Genomic DNA, 18,788 nt, shown 5'->3' with positions numbered 1-18,788 from the left:
GGTGCGTATTGAACGCGAAACCAGGGCCTTTGGCGGACGCTGGAAACCTTTCGATACCCGATTTACCAGCCCCGAGGCCCGGGCCGCCCTACCCCAAAGAGGCGGCCGACGTAGCGATGCTGCCGCAAGACGGCGCTTAGCGCCCGTGTTTCATCCCAAATTGTGCCCAACTTGGCCACAATGCACGCCATCACATAGGAGCAACGCATGCCCGCAGCCAGCCCAGCCACCCGCCACGCCTTCGCCAACACGATTGCCGAGTTCCAGACGCCCTCCGGGCGCGGCGGCCGCTACTTCTCGCTGCCCAAGCTGAGCAAGCAGTTCCCCCAGGTCAAGCGCCTGCCGGTCTCGCTGCGCATCGTGCTGGAGTCGGTGCTGCGCAACTGCGATGGCCAGAAGGTGACGCCCGAGCATGTGGCCCAGCTGGCCAACTGGGGCCCGACCGCGGCCCGCAACGAGGAGATCCCCTTCGTCGTCGCCCGCGTGGTGCTGCAGGACTTCACCGGCGTACCCCTGCTGGCCGACCTGGCCGCGATGCGCAATGTCGCAGCCGCCGCCGGCAGGAACCCGAAGGCGATCGAGCCGCTGGTGCCGGTGGACCTGGTGGTCGACCACAGCGTGATGATCGACCACTATGGGACGAAGAAGGCGCTGGACCTGAACATGAAGCTGGAATTCGAGCGCAACCGCGAGCGCTACGAGTTCATGAAATGGGGCATGCAGGCCTTCGACACCTTCGGCGTCGTGCCGCCGGGCTTCGGCATCGTGCACCAGGTGAACCTGGAATACCTGGCACGCGGCGTGCACAAGACCGGTAAGAAGGATGAGAAGGTCTACTACCCCGACAGCCTGGTCGGCACCGACAGCCACACGACGATGATCAACGGCATCGGCGTGGTCGGCTGGGGCGTCGGCGGCATCGAGGCCGAGGCCGGCATGCTGGGCCAACCGGTCTATTTCCTGACCCCGGACGTGGTCGGCTTCGAGCTGACCGGCCGGCTGCGCGAGGGCGTCACCGCCACCGACCTGGTGCTGACCGTCACCGAGATCCTGCGCAAGCACAAGGTGGTCGGCAAGTTCGTCGAGTTCTTCGGCCCCGGCACCGAAAGCCTCAGCGTGCCGGACCGCGCGACCATCGCCAATATGGCGCCCGAGTACGGCGCGACGATGGGCTTCTTCCCGGTCGACGGCAAGACCCTGGACTATTTCCGCGGCACCGGCCGCACCCAGGCCGAGATCGAGGCCTTCGAGGGCTACTTCAAGGCCCAGGGCATGTTCGGCGTGCCCCAGGCCGGCGAGATCGACTACAGCTCGGTGGTCAAGCTGGACCTGGGCGAGGTCGTGCCCTCGCTGGCCGGCCCGAAGCGCCCGCAGGACCGCATCGAGATCACCCATCTGTCCAACAAGTTCGCCGATCTGTTCAGCCGCCCGGTGGCCGAGAACGGCTTCAACCAGCCGGCCGAGAAGCTGCCTCGGGTCTTCAAGACCGACAGCGGCCTGGACATCCGCAACGGCGACGTGCTGATCGCCGCGATCACCTCCTGCACCAACACCTCCAACCCCGGCGTGCTGCTGGCCGCCGGCCTGCTGGCCAAGAAGGCGGTCGAGGCGGGCCTGAAGGTCCAGCCCCATATCAAGACCTCGCTGGCCCCCGGCTCGCGCATCGTCACCGAGTACCTGGAGAAGGCCGGCCTGCTACCCTACCTCGAGAAGCTGGGCTTCAACCTGGCCGCCTACGGCTGCACCACCTGCATCGGCAATGCCGGCGACCTGACCGCCGAACTCAACGAGGTGATCACGTCCAACGACCTGGTCTGCGCCGCGGTGCTGTCGGGCAACCGCAACTTCGAGGCCCGCATCCACCCGAACCTGAAGGCCAACTTCCTGGCCTCGCCGCCGTTGGTCGTGGCCTATGCGATCGCCGGCAATGTGACGGTGGACCTGATGACCCAGCCGGTCGGCCTGGGCAAGAAGGGCAAGCCCATCTACCTGGGCGACATCTGGCCCACCAGCGACGAGGTCTACGCGCTGATGAAGTACGCGATGAACCCCAAGGCCTTCAAGCAGAACTACGAGCAGGTCGACAAGAAGCCCGGCAAGCTCTGGCAGGCCATCAAGGGCGTCGACGGCCAGGTCTACGACTGGCCCAAGAGCAGCTACATCGCGCAGCCGCCCTTCTTCGAGGGCTTCACCCAGGTGCCGGTGTTCGCCGCCGCCGGGGTCAGCGGCGCGCGCGTGATGGCGCTGTTCGGCGACTCGATCACCACCGACCATATCTCGCCGGCCGGCTCGATCAAGGAAAGCTCGCCCGCCGGCCAGTACCTGCTGGCCCAGGGCGTGCTGAAGGCCGACTTCAACAGCTACGGCTCGCGTCGCGGCAACCATGAGGTGATGATGCGCGGCACCTTCGCCAACGTGCGCATCAAGAACCTGATGATCCCGCCCAAGGCCGACGGCAGCCGCGAGGAAGGCGGCCTGACCCTGTTCCAGCAGCCGGGCGAGCGCCAGGGCGAGCAGATGTACATCTACGACGCCGCGATGCAGTACATCGCCGCCGGCACCCCGACCGTGATCTTCGGCGGCGAGGAATACGGCACCGGCTCCAGCCGCGACTGGGCCGCCAAGGGCACGCAGCTGCTGGGCATCAAGGCCGTGGTCGCGAAGAGCTTCGAGCGCATCCACCGCTCCAACCTGGTCGGCATGGGCGTGCTGCCGCTGCAGTTCAAGGCCGGCGACAGCTGGGAAAGCCTGGGCCTGACCGGCAACGAGCTGATCGACATCCAGATCGAGGGCGAGCTCAGCGCCCAGCGCGACGCCAAGCTGGTGATCACCCGCGCCGACGGCAGCCGCGTCGAGCGCGCCCTGACCCTGCGCATCGACACCGCGATCGAGGTCGACTACTACCGGCACGGCGGCATCCTGCCCTTTGTGCTGCGCCAACTGCTGGCGGCCTGAGCTTCCTACTGCGCCGCCGCCATGCGTCGTTGGCCGGATGCTCGGGATCCTCACGTACAGGAAGTACGTTCCGGTCCCTGCGCTCCGGCCGCCTAGCCTGGCGCCGGCTCGCGACGGAAGCGATCCCGGCCTCCGAGGCCCTGGCGGGAGCAACAACGGATTTTCTGCCCCAAACCCGCCAGGGCCGACCTTGTAGGACCTGACAGATTGACCGGGCCGGCCGCGGCCTCCTACTCTTTGCGCCCGCATTGCCAACGCTGCAGTGCAAGATCAGGGAGAAAGAGTCATGCTGGCATGTCAGCCCTTCGGTCCAGGGCGGGCTCGCGCCCCGGCCACCCCATGAGACCCGCGGCCCTGCAGACCCGCGTCATCATCGCCGACGACCACCGCCTGGTGCGCGAGGGGCTGTGCGCCCTGCTGCGCAGCGAGCCGGACATCGCGGTCGTCGCCGAGGCCCGCGACGGCATGGAGCTGGTGCGCCTGGTGCGCGAGCTTCAGCCCGACGTGGCCCTGGTCGACCTGGCGATGCCGCGCATGAATGGCATCGAGGCGATCCGCCGCATCCGCGCCGAGCCGGGCCTGAGCTGCAAGCTGCTATGCGTCTCCGCGCACCAGCTGCCGCAGCAGGTGCAGGCCGCGCTGGACGCCGGCGCCAACGGCTATGTGCTGAAGGAGAACTCCTTCGACGAGCTGGCGCGCGGCGTGCGCCGCGTGATGGCCGGCCAGCTCTTCCTCAGCGGCGAGCTGGTCGGCGCGGTGCTGGACAACTACCGCCATCCCGCGTCGGCGCCGACCGGCGCCTCGACCCTGGGCCGGCTGACGCCGCGCGAGCGCCAGATGGTGCAGCTGCTGTCCGAGGGCTACAGCGCGCAGCAGATCGCCGAGCAGCTGCACCTGAGCGCCAAGACCGTGGCCACCCACCGCGAGCATGTGTTCAGCAAGCTGCGCATCCAGGGCATCGCCGAGCTGACCCGCTTCGCGCTGCGCGAGGGCCTCTCCAGCCTGGATGCCCGGCCGCCGCATTGCTGAGCCGAAAGGCCCTTCCTGCCTCAGAATTTTTCCTAGGGGTCGACCCGCAGCATCGGCCCGTGCCTCGCCGCAGGCAAGACCTGACCCCTGGGAATACCCCCTCAGCAAATCGCCGATGCGGAATCAGCCGCGCGCCGATAGGCGGCGCCGGCCGGCGGCACTAAGTTTGCGGCATCGCCACCACGCCCCGCCGGAGACCCGCCACCATGATCGACGCCGCCTTGAGCCAGATGGCCGGGCAACTCAACGAGCACCTGCGTCGCCGCTTCCAGGTCGACGAGGACCTCGCGGTGCTGTCGAACCTGCATGAGCAGAACGGCGGCCTGGTGCCGCTGGTGGCGAACAAGCTGGTGCTGTTCCTGGCCGGTGTCGAGCGCGACAGCGTGGCCCACCGCGCCGGCACGGGCCAGAACCTGGGCCTGAGCCCGGGTCAGCTGCTGATGCCGGCGCCGGTCTACCTGAACCTGCTGGTGATGTGCGCGGCCAACTTCAGCGGCACCAGCTACCCGGAGGCGCTGAAGTTCCTGTCCGGCGCGATCGCTTTCTTCCAGTCCCATCCGGTGCTGGACCAGCACAACACGCCGGGACTGGACAAGCGCCTGGAGCGCCTGGTGCTGAACATCGAGAACCTCAGCAGCTCCGAGATGCACAGCCTCTGGGGCATCCACAGCGGGCGCTACCTGCCCTCGGTGCTGTACCGCGTGCGCATGATCAGCGTCGACGGCCAGCATATCGACACCCGCGAACCGCTGGTGCGCGAGCTCGACGCGCGGGGCCTGAGCTCATGAGACCGATAACCTACACCCTGCTGGGCAGCGCCCGCGTGCGGCATGGCTATTTCGCCGACGGCCTGGCGCGCAGCCTGCGCTTCACACCCGACGCCCAGACCTGGCGCGCGCTGACGGCGCACCGCCTGCTGCTGCGCTGCAACGGCCATGGCCTGGCGGTGCATGCGGACGCGCTGGCGCTGGAGCGGCTCTGGATCGAGCGCGCGCCGCGCGCGCTGCGCTTCAGCCTGGACTGCGCCGACCCGGCCTTCGCGCTCTACACCGAGCCCGGCGAGCTGCCGGCGCTGAGCCTGCCGCTGTTCGAGGCGGACGATGGCGAGGAGGAGACCGTCTGGCGCGCCCGCCTCGGCGGCGCGGTCGAGCTGGATCTGCCGGCGCGCCGCACGGTCTGGAAGTACCTGCTGCTGGGCGACTGGCGCGAGCACCGGCCGGAGCTGGTCGATGCCGGCGCCGCCGTGCAGTTCGAGCCGCCCAGCGAGGAGCGGCTGCCCGACGGCCGGCTGGCCCTCGTGATCCGTTCTCGCTCGGCCCTCGCGCTGGCCGAGCAGTCGCCGCACCGCTTCCAGCTGCGCGACGCGGCCAGCCAGCCGCCCAAGCTGCTGCGCCAGCGCCTGCCGGCGGCGGCCCCGCGCGGGCTGCAGCGCGAACCCAGTCCCCAGGGCGGCCATATCGCCGTCACCGAGATCTTTGTCAGTCGCTGACCCAACCAGGAGAACCAGATGGGTGTGATGAAAACTCCGGGCGTCTACATCGTCGAGAAGAACGCCTTTCCGAACTCCGTGGTCGAGGTGGCCACCGCGGTGCCGGCCTTCGTCGGCTACACCGAGAAGGCGGACAACCGCAACACGCCGCTGTTGCTGCGCCCCTGGCGCATCAGCTCGATGGCCGAGTACCACCAGTACTTCGGCGGCCCGCCCAAGCCGCTGTTCAAGCTGGCCGAGGCGACCGACCGGATCGACTTCCGCGCCCTCACCCTGCCCGACAAGCCGGAGAGCGCCAAGGGCTATGCGCTGGCCCAGGTCGACGGCAGCGCCGGCGGCAGCTACGGCCTGTACAACGCGCTACGCCATTTCTTCCAGAACGGCGGCGGCCCCTGCTACATCGTCTCGGTCGGCGACTACAGCCAGGACCTGGACCCCGACCAGTTCAAGAAGGGCATCGCCGAGCTGATCAAGGAGCAGGAGCCGACGATGCTGCTGATCCCCGAGGCGGTGCGCCTCGGCCAGAACATCTGCTACGACCTGCAGGAGGCCATGCTCGCGCATTGCGGCTATGTGATGCGCAACCGCGTCGCGATCCTGGACGTCTGGAACGGCGACAAGCCGCGCGAATTCCCCAGCGGCGACCCGGTGGCCCAGTTCCGCAACGGCCTGGGCATCAACTTCCTCGACTTCGCCTCGTCCTACTACCCCTGGCTCAACACCACGGTGGTCGGCGAGAAGGAGCTCAGTTTCGAGAACATCGCGCCCGACAGCGCCGAGCTGCTGAAGACCCTGCTGCGCGCCGAGCTGAAGCTGGAGGCCACCGCGCCGGCCGACACCGGCCCGGCCATCAAGGCCCTGTACGACGCGGTGGACGGCATCACGACCGACTTTGCCGCCCAGGTCAAGGCCGAGCAGAAGCCCGACGCCAAGCCGCTGAGCACCGACGATCTGGCTGCCGCGGTGCTGGCGCGCAAGAGCCTGCTGAACAAGACCCTGGCCCGCATCAGCCCGCTGTTCAACACCGTGCTGACCGAGGCGCGACGCCAGCTCAACGTGATGCCGCCCAGCCCGGCGATGGCCGGCATCTACACGATGGTCGACAACACGCGCGGCGTCTGGAAGGCGCCGGCCAACGTCAGCCTGGCCGGCGTGATCTCGCCGACGGTCAGCATCTCCTCCGAGCAGCAGGAGGACCTGAACGTCACCGCCCAGGGCAAGAGCATCAACGCGATCCGCGCCTTCATCGGCGAGGGCGTGCTGGTCTGGGGCGCGCGCACCCTGGACGGCAACAGCCTAGACTGGCGCTATGTCAACGTGCGCCGCACGATGATCATGCTGGAGGAGAGCTGCCGCCTGGCCGCCAAGGCGATGGTGTTCGAGCCCAATGTGGCCAATACCTGGGTCACGATCAAAAGCATGATCAGCAACTTCCTCACCAGCGTGTGGAAGCGCGGCGGCCTGATGGGCGCGGTGCCCGAGGACGCCTTCAGCGTACATGTGGGCCTGGGCGAGACCATGACCCCGGACGACATCCTCGAGGGCATCCTGCGCGTCACCGTGCTGGTGGCGATGGTCAGGCCGGCCGAGTTCATCGAGATCACCTTCCAGCAGCAGATGCCCAAGTCCTGAGGCCTTGAGCGACAAGAAACCCCCAACGGAGAAATCTCATGGCTGATGACGGCTCCAAGCAATCGACCAATGTCTGGCCCCTGCCCAAGTTCTACTTCCAGGTCAAATGGGATTCGGCCGTGCTGTCCTTCGAGGAGGTCTCGGGCCTCGACGTCGAGGCCCAGCCGATCGAATACCGCCATGGCGACAGCCCGGTGTTCGCGCCCACCAAGATGCCGGGCCTGAAGAAGTACGGCAATGTCACGATGAAGAAGGGCGTCTTCAAGTCGGACAACAAGTTCTGGGACTGGTTCAACAAGATCAAGATGAACACGGTCAAGCGCGTCCCGGTGACGATCAGCCTGCTCGACGAGGAAGGCAAGCCGACCATGGTCTGGACCCTGACCAATGCCTGGCCGACCAAGATCACCGGCACCGATCTGAAGGCCGAGGGCAACGAGGTTGCGGTCGAGACCATCGAGATCGCGCATGAGGGCCTGACGATCGCCAACGCCTGAGCGGGCGGCGCGCCATGGCCACCCGAGCCCCCGCGGCCGCCGCCGATGGCGACAAGCTGCCGGTCGCCTTCGCCTTCAAGGTCGAGTTCATGGGCCTGCCCGACCAGGGCGGCCCGCTGCAGCTCGCCTTCCAGGAGGTCTCGGGCCTGGGCAGCCAGCTCGATGTCGAGGAGCTGGCCGAGGGCGGCGAGAACCGCTTCGTGCATCAGCTGCCCGGCCAGCCGCAGGCGCGCCGGCTCAGCCTGAAGCGCGCGCTGGTGGCGCGCAAGTCGCCGCTGCTGCGCTGGTGCGCCAAGGTGCTGGAGGGCGGCTTCGCCGAGCCGATCAAGCTCGCCAGCGTCAAGGTGCAGCTGCTCAACGAGAACGGCCAGCCGCTCTTGGTCTGGTGGTGCCGCAACGCCTACCCGGTGCATTGGGAGGTGGACGGCTTCGGCTCCACCAAGAACGAGGCCGCGATCGAGACCATCGAGCTGGCCTACCAGACCCTGGGCAGCCCCGACTGAAGGACGACCCGACATGCCGCTCGAGATCCGCCAACTGCTGCTCGACACCGAGATCGCCCGCGGCCGCCAGGCCGCCGAGGCCGACGACGAGGACGAGGAACCCGAGGACGACGATTGCTGCGGCGACGGCGACGGCAAGCGCGAACAGCTCAAGCAGGACATCCTGGCCGAATGCCGGGTCTGGCTGCTGGAGCAGCTGCAGCAATTGAAAGAGCGCTGAGATGGCGACCGCGAACGGCACCAAGCAGTCGATGACGATCACCCGCTGCAGCATCGGCAGCGACGGCAAGGTCTATGTCGAGGACAAGCGCAACTACAAGCTGGTGATCAACCCGTCCGAGTTCAGCCATGAGCGGCGCATCTGCTACAACACCCGCCCGACCCTGGGCCAGACCGGCAACCCGGCGCGCTTCTCGGCGGTGCAGCCGGACAAGATCAGCTTCTCGCTGACCTTCGACGGCACCGGCGTCGTGCCGGTGCCGCCGGGCAACGACGCGCCGGCCGAGGTGGCCGGCCAGATCGAGGCGCTCAGCCGCATCATCTACGACTACGACGGCGCCAAGCATGAGCCCTACCATGTGCAGATCCTCTGGGGCACGCTGATCTTCTACGGCCGGCTGCAGAAGATCAGCACCCAGTACACCCTGTTCAAGCCCAGCGGCGCGCCGCTGCGCGCCAAGTCCGACCTCGGCTTCGTCGGCTTCGTCACCGCCCGGCAGGGCCAGCTGACCGCCAACCGCAGCTCGCCCGACCTGAGCCATTCGGTCGAGGTACGCGCCGGCGACACCCTGCCCCTGCTGTGCCTGCGCATCTATGGCGACAGCCGCTACTACCCCCAGGTGGCCCGCTTCAACGGCCTGCGCGAGTTCCGCCGGCTGGAGCCGGGCCAGCGCCTGCATTTCCCGCCGCTGGGCTGAGACGCAATGGCCGCCAAACCCAGCGACCACAGCGACGGCGCGCTGCGCCTGGTGCTCAGCTGCGACGGCAGCGAGCAGGAGGGGCTGCCCCTGCTCGGCGTCACGGTGCGCAGCGCGCTGAACGCGATCCCCTGGGCCCGCATCACCCTGGCCGACGGCGACATGCCCGAGGGCAAGATGCCGCTCAGCGACGGCGCGCTGTTCAAGCCCGGCGCCGAGATCTCGATCCGCGCCGGCTATGGCGACGACGAGACCCAGATCTTCAGCGGCCTGCTGGTGCGCCACGGCCTGAAGATCGGCAGCAACAACGAGGCCCGCCTGGTGCTGGAATGCCGCGACAAGGCCTGCAAGATGACCCTGGGCCGGCGCAGCGCCAACTATGTGGACCAGAAGGACAGCGCGATCATCCAGGACCTGATCGGCCGCGCCGGCCTCGGCGCCGATGTCGCCGACACCCCGGTCACGCACAAGGAGCTGGTGCAGTACTACTGCAGCGACTGGGACTTCATGCTCTCGCGCGCCCAGGTGCTGGGCCTGGTGGTGCAGGTGGCGGACGGCCAGGTCAGCGTCCAGCCGCCCAAGGCCGAGGCGGCGGTGCTCAGCGTGGCCTGGGGCGACGAGCTGATCGACTTCAGCGCCGACATCGACGCGCGCAGCCAATGGACCGCGGTGCAGGCCAGCTCCTGGAGCCTGAACAGCCAGGCCCTGGTGCAGAGCGCCAGCAGCGCCAGCACCAGCGTCGGCCAGCAGGGCAATCTGGACGGCGCCAAGCTGGCCGCGGTCGCCGCGCCCGACAGCCTGCAGCTGCAGAGCAGCGCGCCGCAGGAGCAGCAGATGCTGGACGCCTGGGCCAAGGCCACCCAGCTGCGCGCCGCGCTGGCGCGGGTGCGCGGGCGCATGAGCTTCCAGGGCTCGGCCCTGGCCAAGCCCGGCGCGGTGGTGGAGCTGGCCGGCGTCGGCGCACGCTTCGCCGGCTCGGTCTACCTCAGCGCGGTCGAGCACCAGCTGGAGAACGGCAACTGGATCACCCAGGCCGAGTTCGGCCTCGATCCCGAATGGCATGCGCAGCGCGCCGACATCAGCGTGCCGCCCGGCGCCGGCCTGCTGCCCGGCGTCGGCGGCCTACAGATCGGCAAGGTGCTGAAGCTCGACGGCGACCCCGAGGGCGAGAACAAGATCCAGGTCAGCCTGCCGACCTGGCAATGCGAGACCGAGGGCGTCTGGGCCCGGCTGCTGCAGTTCCACGCCTCCAGCGGCTTCGGCGCCTTCTTCCTGCCCGAGGTCGGCGACGAGGTGCTGCTGGGCTATCTCAACGAGGACCCCTGCCACCCGGTCGTGCTGGGCAGCCTCTACAGCAGCGCCCGCACCCCGCCCTATGCGCTAGCGGCCGAGAACGACACCAAGGCCCTGGTGACCCGCTGCCAGCACCGCTTCGAGTTCAACGAGGCCGACAAGATCATCACCCTGACCACACCGGCCAAGAACCAACTGGTGCTGGACGACAAGGACAAGAGCATCCTGGTCAAGGACCAGCATGGCAACAGCATCAAGCTCGACAGCGCCGGCATCACCCTGGACAGCCCCAAGGACATCAAGCTCAGCGCCCAGGGCGGCATCTCGCTGGAGGCCGGCGGCGCGATCAAGCTCGACGCCAAGGCCGACATCAAGGCCAGCGGCATGAACATCAGCTGCGAGGCCCAGATGGGCCTCACCGCCAAGGGCGCGGCCAGCGCCGAACTCTCCGCCTCGGGCCAGACCACGGTCAAGGGCTCGCTGGTGATGATCAACTGACCGGAGCCCGCCATGCCGCCCGCCGCCCGTCTGACCGACATGCACAGCTGCCCGATGCAGACCCCGGGCCTGCCGCCGATTCCGCATGTCGGCGGGCCAGTGATCGGCCCCGGCGTGCCCAGCGTGCTGATCGGCAAGCTGCCGGCCGCGGTGGTCGGCGACAACGCGGTCTGCGTCGGTCCGCCGGACAGCATCGTCAAGGGCTCGGCCACCGTGCTGATCGGCGGCAAGCCGGCCGCCCGCGTCGGCGACACCACCGCCCATGGCGGCAGCATCGTGCTCGGCTTCTTCACCGTCCTGATCGGAGGCTGAGGATGGACCACCCCCTACCGGCTTCGCCGGCCCCCTCAAGGGGGCGCGCCCGCAGGCCCGGCAAAGCCGGATCCTCGGGCGCCGCTGGGCTTGATCCGTCGGCCGCGTCGCAATGGACACGCTACATGACGGAGCGAGCAAGATGAGTTTCCTTGGCCGGGGTTGGAGCTTTCCGCCGCGCTTCGATGCCGAGGGCCGGGCGCTGCTGGTCGAGAACGAGCAGGACGTGGCCGAGAGCCTGCGCCTACTGCTGGCCACGCGCTGCGGCGAGCGGGTGATGCAGCCCGGTTACGGTACCCATCTGCACCAGATGCTGTTCGAGAACGCCGACGAGCAGACCCTCACCGCGATCAAGGACATGCTGGAGAAGGCCCTGCTGTTCTACGAACCGCGGGTCGAGCTGGAGCAGATCGAGGCGCGCATCGCCGCCGACGACATGGCGCGGCTGGAGCTGAACCTGCATTACCGCATCCGCAGCACCAACACCCGCCACAACCTGGTCTATCCGCTCTATCTGGACCAGGCCAGCCAGCCGGTGGAGGCCCGCTGATGATCACCCGCATGCGCAGCGGCACCGAGCAGCGCGAGCGCGGCGCCACCGCGCCCGACGGCGCCCGGTTGCGGCCGGACGAATGGAGCCTGGCCGAGCGCCTGGCCCTGAGCCTGGCGCTGGCGCGCCGCCTGCGCTTCGTCGACGAGGCCGGCAGCCCGCGCGGCGACTGGGCCGCGGTGTTGCGCACCGACCCCAGCCTGCTGCTGGCCGAGCTGGCCGCCGCGCCGGCCGGCCCGCAGCCCGCCACCGATGCGCCCGACGACTGGACCCGCCTCGGCCCCGCCCAGCAATGGAAGCAATGCCTGACCCTGGCCGGCCGGCTCGACGAATGGCTGCAGGGGCTGGACGCCGCGCCGCGCGTGCAGGCCCTGCTGCGCCAGCGCATCGCCCAGCGCGCCGGCCCGCTGCTGCTGGTCCTGTCGGCGGCCTTTCGCCGCGTCGACGATCCACGCCAGGCCGCGCTGCCGCGCCATCCGGCCTGGGGCCTGGAGAGCAGCGCGGCGGTCGAGCCGCCGCCGCGCGCGCTGCTGGCGCGGCGCCTGCGCGAGCTCTGGCTGGTGCTGGGCCGGCTGCAGGCCGAGGCCGCCGCGCTGGCCCGCGAGACCCTGGTTGAGAGCCTGGGCGGCGGCCATCACGAGCCGGCCACCGGCCTGCTGCTGGGCCTGCTGCGCCTGCTGGACCATGGCCGCGCGCCGCTGAACGATTTCGGCGAGCGCCTGATCCGCCATTACTACCACGAGCGCCTGGGGTTCGCGCCGCGCCCGGCCGGCCGCGACCGCGTGCATCTGCTGCTGCGCCGCGACCCGCGCCGCCTGCAGCCGGTGCGCATCGAGGCCGGCGCGCTGTTCCAGGCCGGCAAGACCGCCGATGGCCGCAACCGCTTCTTCGCCGCCGAGCAGGCGTTGGAGCTGGGCCAGCTGCAGGTCGCGCGCCTCCTGAGCCTGCGCCTCGAGCATGACCCGCTGATCTCGCCGGAGCGCGAGTATGGCTATCCCAGCCGCGCCCGCGCCGCGCTGCTGGCCCCGCCGGAGCCGCAGCAGGCCGCGCTGCCGCGCGCGCCCAGCTGGCCGGTGCTGGGCGGCGGCAGCGCGCCGGACGCCGAGCTGGGCCTGGCCCTGAGTTCGGGCCTGCTGGCCCTGGCCGGCGGCGAGCGCGGCATCGAGCTGGAGCTGCGCCTGGCCGGCCCCGGCGATGCCTCAGCGCTCGACCCGGCCCGGCGCGCGCTGCTGCAAGAGGCCGGCGTCGCGGCCGCCGAGCTCGAGACCAGCCCCGGGCTCGCGGCCCTGTGCGCCGACTGCCTGCAGACCGCCGAGGCCGAGCTGCTGGCGCCGCGCCTGGGCCGGCTGTTCGCGCTCTGGCTCTGCGCCACCGATGAGCGTTTCCCGACTGGCCTGCGCCGGGCCCTGCAGACCCATGCGCGGCGCGTGCTGCCACTGCCGGCGACGGCCACGGTGGACGACCCGCTGAGCCTGCTGGCCGGCCAGGCGCCGCTGGAGCGCGAACTGGTGTTCGACCGCGTGTTCCGCGGCCTCTGGCAGGCGCGGCTGAGCGCCGCCGGCGGCTGGCTGAAACTGGACGAGGTGCAGGTGCGGCGCCGCGATGCGGCCGAGGGTGGCCCGGCGGGCCTGCAGCTGCGCCTGCGCCTGCGGCCCGAGCAGCCAGCCATCGTGCCCTGCAGTGCGGCCCTGCATGGCCCGGGCTGGCCGGCCCAGCCGGTGCTGCAGCTGCTGCTGAGCGGGCGCAGCCGCCTGTTCGGCCTGGGCCTGCTGCAGCAGCTGCGCCTGCAGGAGCTGCGGCTGGCGGTGCGGGTGGTCGGGCTGACCGACCTGCGCCTGTTCAACCAGCTCGGCCGGCTCGACGCCGGCAAGCCCTTCGCGCCCTTTGGCCCGCTGCCCGACACCGCGTCCTATCTGATGTTCGGCAGCCCCGAGTTGCTGACCAAGCCGTTGCAGTCGCTGAGCCTGAAGCTGCGCTGGGCCGGCCTGCCGCCGGGCGGCCTGGCCCGGCATTACCGCGCCTATCCGCAAGGGCCCTGGCTGCCGGAGCGCTTCCGGGTGCGTGCCGCCGTGCTCAGCGACGGCCAATGGCGCGAGGCCGGCGAGCTGGCGCTGTTCGAGGGCGATGCGGCGCAGCGGCAGCTGGCGCTGGGCGACGCGCGGCTGCTGCGCCTGCACCGGCCGCAGGCGGTCACGCCGGCGCAGGCCGCGGCGCTGGCGGACTACGGCCCGGCCAGCCGCCAGGGCTTCTTCCGCCTGCAGCTGCTGGCGCCGGCCTTCGGCCATGCGCTGTACCCGCCGCTGCTGACCGAGGTGCTGAGCCACAACGGCCGCGGCGGCTGGCGCCTGGTGCCGCGCGAGCTGCCGCAGCCGCCCTACACCCCGGTGCTGGAAAGCCTGAGCCTGAGCTACAGCGCCGCCGAGCGCATCCCGGCGGTCGGTCCCCAGCAGGGCGACGGCAGCCAGCCGCAGCTGATCGAGCTGGGCCCCTTCGGCCGCACGCCGCTGCGGCCGCCGCCCGGTGAATCGCTGCCGGCCCTGCTGCCGCTGTGGCCCGGCCAGGGCCAGCTCTACATCGGCCTGCGCGGCCCGGAGCCGGACTCGGTGCTGAGCCTGCTGTTCCAGCTCGACCGCGGCCTGGCCCGCGAGGCGCTGGACCAGGCCGCGCCGCGCCTGCAATGGGCCGCCTGGACCGACAAGGGCTGGCGCGCGCTGGAGCCCTACCGGGTGCTGCAGGACGGCACCGAGGGCCTGCTGCGCACCGGCCTGCTGATGCTGGACCTGCCCGACGGCCTGACACCCGGCTGCCCGGCGCTGGAGGGCCGCGCGCCGCAGGGCGAGGTCCCCGGCGAGGCGCTGTACTGGCTGCGCCTGTCCGGCGATGCGCGGCTGGAGCAGCTGGCGCCGCTGCAGGGTCTGTGGGCCCAGGCGATCAGCGCGCGCCGCCTGGCCGATGCGGCCGAGGCCCAGCCGCTGCCCGCGCATTGCGTGCAGGCCGCGGTGCCGGCCATCCCCGGCCTGGCCGGGCTGAGCCAGCCGCTGCCGGGCTTCGACTGGCGCGCCGCCGAGGACGAGGCCGCGCTGCGCGTGCGCGCCAGCGAGCGCCTGCGCCACCGCGGCCGCGCGGTCAACGCCTGGGACTGCGAGCGCCTGGTGCTGGAGGAGTTTCCCGAGGTCTTCAAGCTGGTCTGCCTGCCGGCCGACGCGGCCCAGGCGCTGGTCACCCTGGTGGTGGTGCCGGCGCTGCCGCCGGGCCAGGAGGTGGACGGCACCGAGGCGCCGCGCCTGGACGCCGCCACGCTGGCACGCATCCGCCATTTCCTCGCCGCGCGCTGCCCGCCGGGCCTACGCCTGCTGGTGCGCAACCCGGCCTACGAACGCATCCAGGTGCGCTGCCGCCTGCGCCTGAGCGCCGGCGTGCAGGCCGGCGAGCGGCTGCGACTGCTGAACCAGAGCCTGCGCGACTACCTCTCGCCCTGGCGGCCCGGCGGCATCACCGCGCGCTTCGACTGGACCCTGCGCACCGAGGAACTGGAGGCGCATCTGCGCGCCCAGGACGGGGTCGACGCGGTGCTGGGCCTGTCGCTGCTGCACATCACGCGCAGCGATGCCGGCGTCTACCAGCTGCACGACACCGCCCGCGCCGCGCAGGGCCGGCCCCAGCTGCGCCCGCTGCAGCGCTGCAGCCTGGCCCTGCCGACCCGCGGCCATCTGCTGGAGCTGCAGGGCGAGGACCGCAGCAGCAGCCCGCGCAGCACCGGCCTGGGCCGGCTCGCGCTGGGCGCCAGCTTCATCATCGGCAGCGGCGATGGCAACGATCTGCCGGCGGAGGCCGTCCGATGACCAGCCGCAACCGCGAGACCCTGCGCAGCTACTTCCGCGCCGGCCAGCTGCCCAGCGAGGGCCATTTCGTCGACCTGATCGACTCGATGCTCAATATGAGCGATGAGGGTTTCCGCAAGAGTGTCGAGAACGGCGAGGAGATCTATGCCGCGGTCGGCCATGACACCCTGCTGAGCTTCTACCGCGACCGCAACCCCGGCGCCGCGCTGTGGCGGGTGCGCCTGGGCAGCACCGCGGACCAGCTGCAGATCGGCGGCGGCGAGACCGAGCAGCCGCTCCTGAACCTGGACGCCCGCCAGCGCGTCGGCCTGGGCCGCAGCGAGCCGCGCGACATGCTGGACGTCGCCGGCGTGGCCGCCAGCGAGGGCCGGCGCGGCCGCTGGGGCGAGACCCAGCGCGCGCCGCTGCTGGCCGACGGCAGCTGGCAGGACCTCAGCGGCGACCTGCATGGCTGCCATGGCTTCGAGGTGGTGGCCGGCGCCGGCAAGCCCGGCAGCGGCCATTTCGGCCTGCTGCATGCGGTCGCGCTGAGCGCCTACAACCCCGGCGGCGGCCTCCTCGGCTGGCTGCAGCGGCGCCGCGGCATCCGCCAGACCCAGGCCTGGTGGGGCCGGCGCTGCGACCGGCTGGAGCTGCGCTGGTTCGGCGGCCATGGCCGCGACGCCAGCTACCGGCTGCAGATCCGCAGCGGCTGCAACTTCGGCCCGGGCCAGCTGATCCAGGCCCACCTGACCCAGCTCTGGTTCGACCCGCATATGGAAGGCGGCCAGGCCGCGCCCGGAGCCGTCAAATGAGCGCCGTGCAGCCCGTCCAGCGCATCGCCCGACTGCCGAGCGAGGGCGAGCCCGCCTACGGCTTCGCGACCCTGCGCGCGCGGGCGCTGGACTGGGTGCAGCAGGCCAGCGGCGCGCAATGGACCGACTACAACCTGCACGACCCCGGCGTCACCCTGCTCGAGACCCTGGTCTACGCGCTGACCGAGGAGATCTATGCGGCCCAGGACGAGGTGCCGGCCCTGCTGGGCCTGGGCGCGGAGGACCCGGATGCGGCCGCGCGCCGCTTCGCGCTGCATGGGCCCGAGGCGGTGCTGCGGCACCGGCCCTGCAGCGCGCTGGACCAGCTGGCCTGGCTGCATGCGCAGCAGCCCGCGCCGCGCCATGCCGATCTGAGCGCGCTGGAGGACGGCGCCGGCCGGCCGCTGGGCCTGTGGTCCTGGCGCCAGCTGGGGCCGGACCGGCAGCCGCCCGCCGCGCTGCGCCGCCAGGCCGCCGCGCTGGCGCAGCGCTACTGGCGCCAGCGCAATCTGGGCGAGGACCTGTGCGGCCTGCCGGAACTGCTGCGGCCGCATTGGGTGCGGTTGCAGGTCGAGCTGGAGGTGGACGAGGACCATGAGCTGATCGGCCTGCTGGGCGAGCTGGTGCGGGGCTGCGACCGCTTCCTCGCCGCGATGCCCGAGCCGGCCGGGCCGCATCTGCCGCCGCCGGCCGACGAGCTGCTGCGCGTGCAGTCCGGCCGGCTCTATGTCAGCGACCTGGCGCGCGCGCTGCGCCGCGTGCCGGGCCTGCGCAGCATCGAGCGCCTGCTGCTGAGCTCGGTCGACCCGGCGCAGCCGACGCCCGCGCCGGCCGGCGCGGCGGCCGAGCCCGAGGATGCGCAGGCCCTGCTGTGGCGCGGCCCGGGCTGGGGCATGCGCCTGTGCTGGCCGGAGCGCGCGGCCGATCTGGAAGGCTGGAAGGTGCGGCGCGGCGGCGCCCTGCTGCCGCTGCCGGCCCAGGAGCTGCTGCACCATCTGCAGGACCTGCGCCGGGCCGGCAAGGCCGGCGCAGCGCCGCTCAACGGCGCGGTCGCGACAGGAAGCACGCCGGGACGGCCGGCCGTCGCGCCCGAGCCGGTGCCGCGCTACGACCCCGCCAGCCGCCAGCTGCCCGAGGTCTACCGCGAGCCGCTGGCGCTGCGCTGGAGCAGCGAGCAGCCGACCCATCTGCCGCCCGGCCAACGCGCCCAATGGGCCGGCTACCTGGCCCTCTTGGAACATCCGCTGGCCCAGCTGCGCGCGCAGCGCCTGCACCTGGACGCGCTGTACGACATCGAGAACCCCGATCCGCGCAGCTACTGGTGCGAGCGCCTGAACGCGCAGCAGCTGCCCGGCATCGAGGCCCTGTACCTGCCGCCGGCCGGGGACGAGGCGCATTTCGGCAGCGACCTGCTGGCCGGCCATGAGCCCGGCGCCGAGCGCCGCGCCCGCGCGCTGGACCAGCTGCTGGCCCTGCATGGCGAACAGCTGGACCCGACCCCGCTGCAGGACCTGCCGCGCTACCTGGACGAGAGCGCCTGGGCGCTGCGCCTGCTGGACGCCAAACGCCGCTACGCGCGCCTGCTGCTGGACCTCACCGGCGAGCGCCATGCCGGCTTCGACTACAGCCAGCCCGGCCCCGAGCGCGAACCCGAACGCGCCGCCCCGCTGCAGCGCCGCCTGGCCCTGCAGCTGGCCCTGCTGGGCGGGCCGCTGCTGAGCCAGCCGCTGCAGGAGGCCGGCCTGCTGCCGCTGGAGCCGCCGCCACGCCCGCCCTCGCCCGCAACTCTCACCGAACCCGAAGACGAGGCCTGGCAAGTCCTGACCCTCACCCCGGGCGATGGCGCGGAACCGGCGGAACCCGTGCCGCTGGCCGAATGGCTGGGCGCGGCCGGCGGCGATGCCGCGCTGCTGCGCGCGGCGGCGCAGCCGCAGGCCTTTGCCTGCCGCGCCGAGGGCAGCCACTGGCTGCTGCGCGTTGGCCCCGATGCCGAGGGCCGGAGCTGGCCGCTGGGCCGCTTCGCCAGCGCCGAGGCGGCCGCCCGGCGCGCCCAGGCCCTGCTGCGCGCGCTGTGCCGGCTGCAGCTGCGCAGCGAGGGCCTGCACCTGGTCGAGCATCTGCTGCTGCGCCCCGGCGCGGCCGATCAGCGGCCCGAGACCCTGGATGACTTCTTCCGGCAACACCTGACCCTGGTGCTGCCCGGCTGGACCGCGCGCTGCGCCGACCCGCGCCTGCGCAGCCTGGCCGAGGCGCGCCTGCTGGAGGCCGCGCCGGCCCAGCTGCGCTGCCAGCTGCTGTGGCTCGGCGCCGCCTCGCTGCAGCGCTTCGAGACGCTGTGGCAGGCCTGGCTGCTGGCCAAGCGGGCCCATTGCCAGGCGCTGCTGGAGGATGCCGGCGTGGCGGGCGCGCAGCGCCGCGTCGACGAGCGCGCGGCGACCCTGGTCGCCTGGCTGCGCGGCCGCGTCTCGGACGCATGA

At 71.5% G+C, this 18,788-nt stretch carries 15 protein-coding genes; all 15 read left to right on the top strand.

Annotation, left to right across the window (positions count from 1 at the left end; translation table 11 throughout):
- Nucleotides 1-207: 207 nt before the first annotated feature.
- The 15 genes from acnA (at nt 208) to G8A07_RS10980 (ending at nt 18,788) form a co-directional block, all read left to right on the top strand.
- Nucleotides 208-2,955, top strand: coding sequence for an aconitate hydratase AcnA (acnA, locus tag G8A07_RS11050; RefSeq protein WP_195797046.1), 2,748 nt, complete (start codon nt 208-210; stop codon nt 2,953-2,955).
- Nucleotides 2,956-3,294: 339 nt separating this feature from the next.
- Entirely contained in the window at nt 3,295-3,984 is a 690-nt protein-coding gene (locus tag G8A07_RS11045) for a response regulator transcription factor (protein WP_195797045.1), read from the top strand.
- Nucleotides 3,985-4,190: 206 nt separating this feature from the next.
- Entirely contained in the window at nt 4,191-4,772 is a 582-nt protein-coding gene (locus G8A07_RS11040) for a DUF4255 domain-containing protein (RefSeq protein WP_195797044.1), read from the top strand.
- Nucleotides 4,769-5,473 carry a hypothetical protein gene (locus G8A07_RS11035; protein WP_195797043.1) on the top strand — a complete coding sequence of 235 codons (705 nt, stop codon included), beginning with the start codon at nt 4,769-4,771 and terminating at the stop codon, nt 5,471-5,473. Before G8A07_RS11040 ends, G8A07_RS11035 begins: the two co-directional genes overlap by 4 nt.
- Nucleotides 5,474-5,491: 18 nt before the next feature.
- Nucleotides 5,492-7,105, top strand: coding sequence for a phage tail sheath C-terminal domain-containing protein (locus tag G8A07_RS11030; RefSeq protein ID WP_195797042.1), 1,614 nt, complete (start codon nt 5,492-5,494; stop codon nt 7,103-7,105).
- Between the two features lie 38 nt (nt 7,106-7,143).
- Entirely contained in the window at nt 7,144-7,602 is a 459-nt protein-coding gene (locus tag G8A07_RS11025) for a phage tail protein (RefSeq protein WP_195797041.1), read from the top strand.
- A gap of 14 nt (nt 7,603-7,616) precedes the next feature.
- Nucleotides 7,617-8,105 (top strand): phage tail protein, encoded by a 489-nt coding sequence (locus G8A07_RS11020; protein ID WP_195797040.1) that lies wholly within the window; start codon nt 7,617-7,619, stop codon nt 8,103-8,105.
- A 13-nt stretch (nt 8,106-8,118) separates the two neighbouring features.
- Entirely contained in the window at nt 8,119-8,325 is a 207-nt protein-coding gene (locus G8A07_RS11015; RefSeq protein ID WP_195797039.1) for a DUF5908 family protein, read from the top strand.
- A gap of 1 nt (nt 8,326) precedes the next feature.
- Nucleotides 8,327-9,022: a peptidoglycan-binding protein gene (locus G8A07_RS11010; protein WP_195797038.1), complete on the top strand. Its 696-nt coding sequence runs from the start codon at nt 8,327-8,329 to the stop codon at nt 9,020-9,022.
- A 6-nt stretch (nt 9,023-9,028) separates the two neighbouring features.
- Nucleotides 9,029-10,813, top strand: a complete 1,785-nt coding sequence (gene vgrG, locus G8A07_RS11005) for a type VI secretion system tip protein VgrG (protein WP_195797037.1) — start codon at nt 9,029-9,031, stop codon at nt 10,811-10,813.
- Between the two features lie 12 nt (nt 10,814-10,825).
- Nucleotides 10,826-11,125 carry a PAAR domain-containing protein gene (locus G8A07_RS11000; RefSeq protein WP_195797036.1) on the top strand — a complete coding sequence of 100 codons (300 nt, stop codon included), beginning with the start codon at nt 10,826-10,828 and terminating at the stop codon, nt 11,123-11,125.
- A gap of 142 nt (nt 11,126-11,267) precedes the next feature.
- A complete protein-coding gene (locus G8A07_RS10995; RefSeq protein ID WP_195797035.1) occupies nt 11,268-11,675 on the top strand; it encodes a GPW/gp25 family protein in 408 nt (135 codons plus the stop codon).
- Nucleotides 11,675-15,517, top strand: coding sequence for a hypothetical protein (locus G8A07_RS10990; protein ID WP_195797034.1), 3,843 nt, complete (start codon nt 11,675-11,677; stop codon nt 15,515-15,517). Before G8A07_RS10995 ends, G8A07_RS10990 begins: the two co-directional genes overlap by 1 nt.
- On the top strand, nt 15,514-16,311 hold the full coding sequence (locus G8A07_RS10985; protein ID WP_195797033.1) for a hypothetical protein: 798 nt from the start codon (nt 15,514-15,516) through the stop codon (nt 16,309-16,311). The genes G8A07_RS10990 and G8A07_RS10985 overlap by 4 nt, the downstream gene beginning before the upstream one ends.
- On the top strand, nt 16,308-18,788 hold the full coding sequence (locus tag G8A07_RS10980; protein ID WP_195797032.1) for a hypothetical protein: 2,481 nt from the start codon (nt 16,308-16,310) through the stop codon (nt 18,786-18,788). Before G8A07_RS10985 ends, G8A07_RS10980 begins: the two co-directional genes overlap by 4 nt.

It is taken from the genome of Roseateles sp. DAIF2, assembly GCF_015624425.1.
GTDB lineage: Bacteria > Pseudomonadota > Gammaproteobacteria > Burkholderiales > Burkholderiaceae_C > Kinneretia.
This window is presented reverse-complemented; position numbering and strand designations above follow the sequence as displayed.

What these genes read in the sequence shown, in the direction of transcription:
- G8A07_RS10995 (WP_195797035.1), top strand. Translation starts at nt 11,268, where the DNA reads ATGAGTTTCCTTGGCCGGGGTTGGAGCTTTCCGCCGCGCTTCGATGCC.
- G8A07_RS11020 (WP_195797040.1), top strand. Translation starts at nt 7,617, where the DNA reads ATGGCCACCCGAGCCCCCGCGGCCGCCGCCGATGGCGACAAGCTGCCG.
- G8A07_RS11010 (WP_195797038.1), top strand. Translation starts at nt 8,327, where the DNA reads ATGGCGACCGCGAACGGCACCAAGCAGTCGATGACGATCACCCGCTGC.
- G8A07_RS11045 (WP_195797045.1), top strand. Translation starts at nt 3,295, where the DNA reads ATGAGACCCGCGGCCCTGCAGACCCGCGTCATCATCGCCGACGACCAC.
- G8A07_RS10985 (WP_195797033.1), top strand. Translation starts at nt 15,514, where the DNA reads ATGACCAGCCGCAACCGCGAGACCCTGCGCAGCTACTTCCGCGCCGGC.
- acnA (WP_195797046.1), top strand. Translation starts at nt 208, where the DNA reads ATGCCCGCAGCCAGCCCAGCCACCCGCCACGCCTTCGCCAACACGATT.
- G8A07_RS11015 (WP_195797039.1), top strand. Translation starts at nt 8,119, where the DNA reads ATGCCGCTCGAGATCCGCCAACTGCTGCTCGACACCGAGATCGCCCGC.
- G8A07_RS11025 (WP_195797041.1), top strand. Translation starts at nt 7,144, where the DNA reads ATGGCTGATGACGGCTCCAAGCAATCGACCAATGTCTGGCCCCTGCCC.
- G8A07_RS11040 (WP_195797044.1), top strand. Translation starts at nt 4,191, where the DNA reads ATGATCGACGCCGCCTTGAGCCAGATGGCCGGGCAACTCAACGAGCAC.
- G8A07_RS11000 (WP_195797036.1), top strand. Translation starts at nt 10,826, where the DNA reads ATGCCGCCCGCCGCCCGTCTGACCGACATGCACAGCTGCCCGATGCAG.
- G8A07_RS11035 (WP_195797043.1), top strand. Translation starts at nt 4,769, where the DNA reads ATGAGACCGATAACCTACACCCTGCTGGGCAGCGCCCGCGTGCGGCAT.
- G8A07_RS10990 (WP_195797034.1), top strand. Translation starts at nt 11,675, where the DNA reads ATGATCACCCGCATGCGCAGCGGCACCGAGCAGCGCGAGCGCGGCGCC.
- vgrG (WP_195797037.1), top strand. Translation starts at nt 9,029, where the DNA reads ATGGCCGCCAAACCCAGCGACCACAGCGACGGCGCGCTGCGCCTGGTG.
- G8A07_RS10980 (WP_195797032.1), top strand. Translation starts at nt 16,308, where the DNA reads ATGAGCGCCGTGCAGCCCGTCCAGCGCATCGCCCGACTGCCGAGCGAG.
- G8A07_RS11030 (WP_195797042.1), top strand. Translation starts at nt 5,492, where the DNA reads ATGGGTGTGATGAAAACTCCGGGCGTCTACATCGTCGAGAAGAACGCC.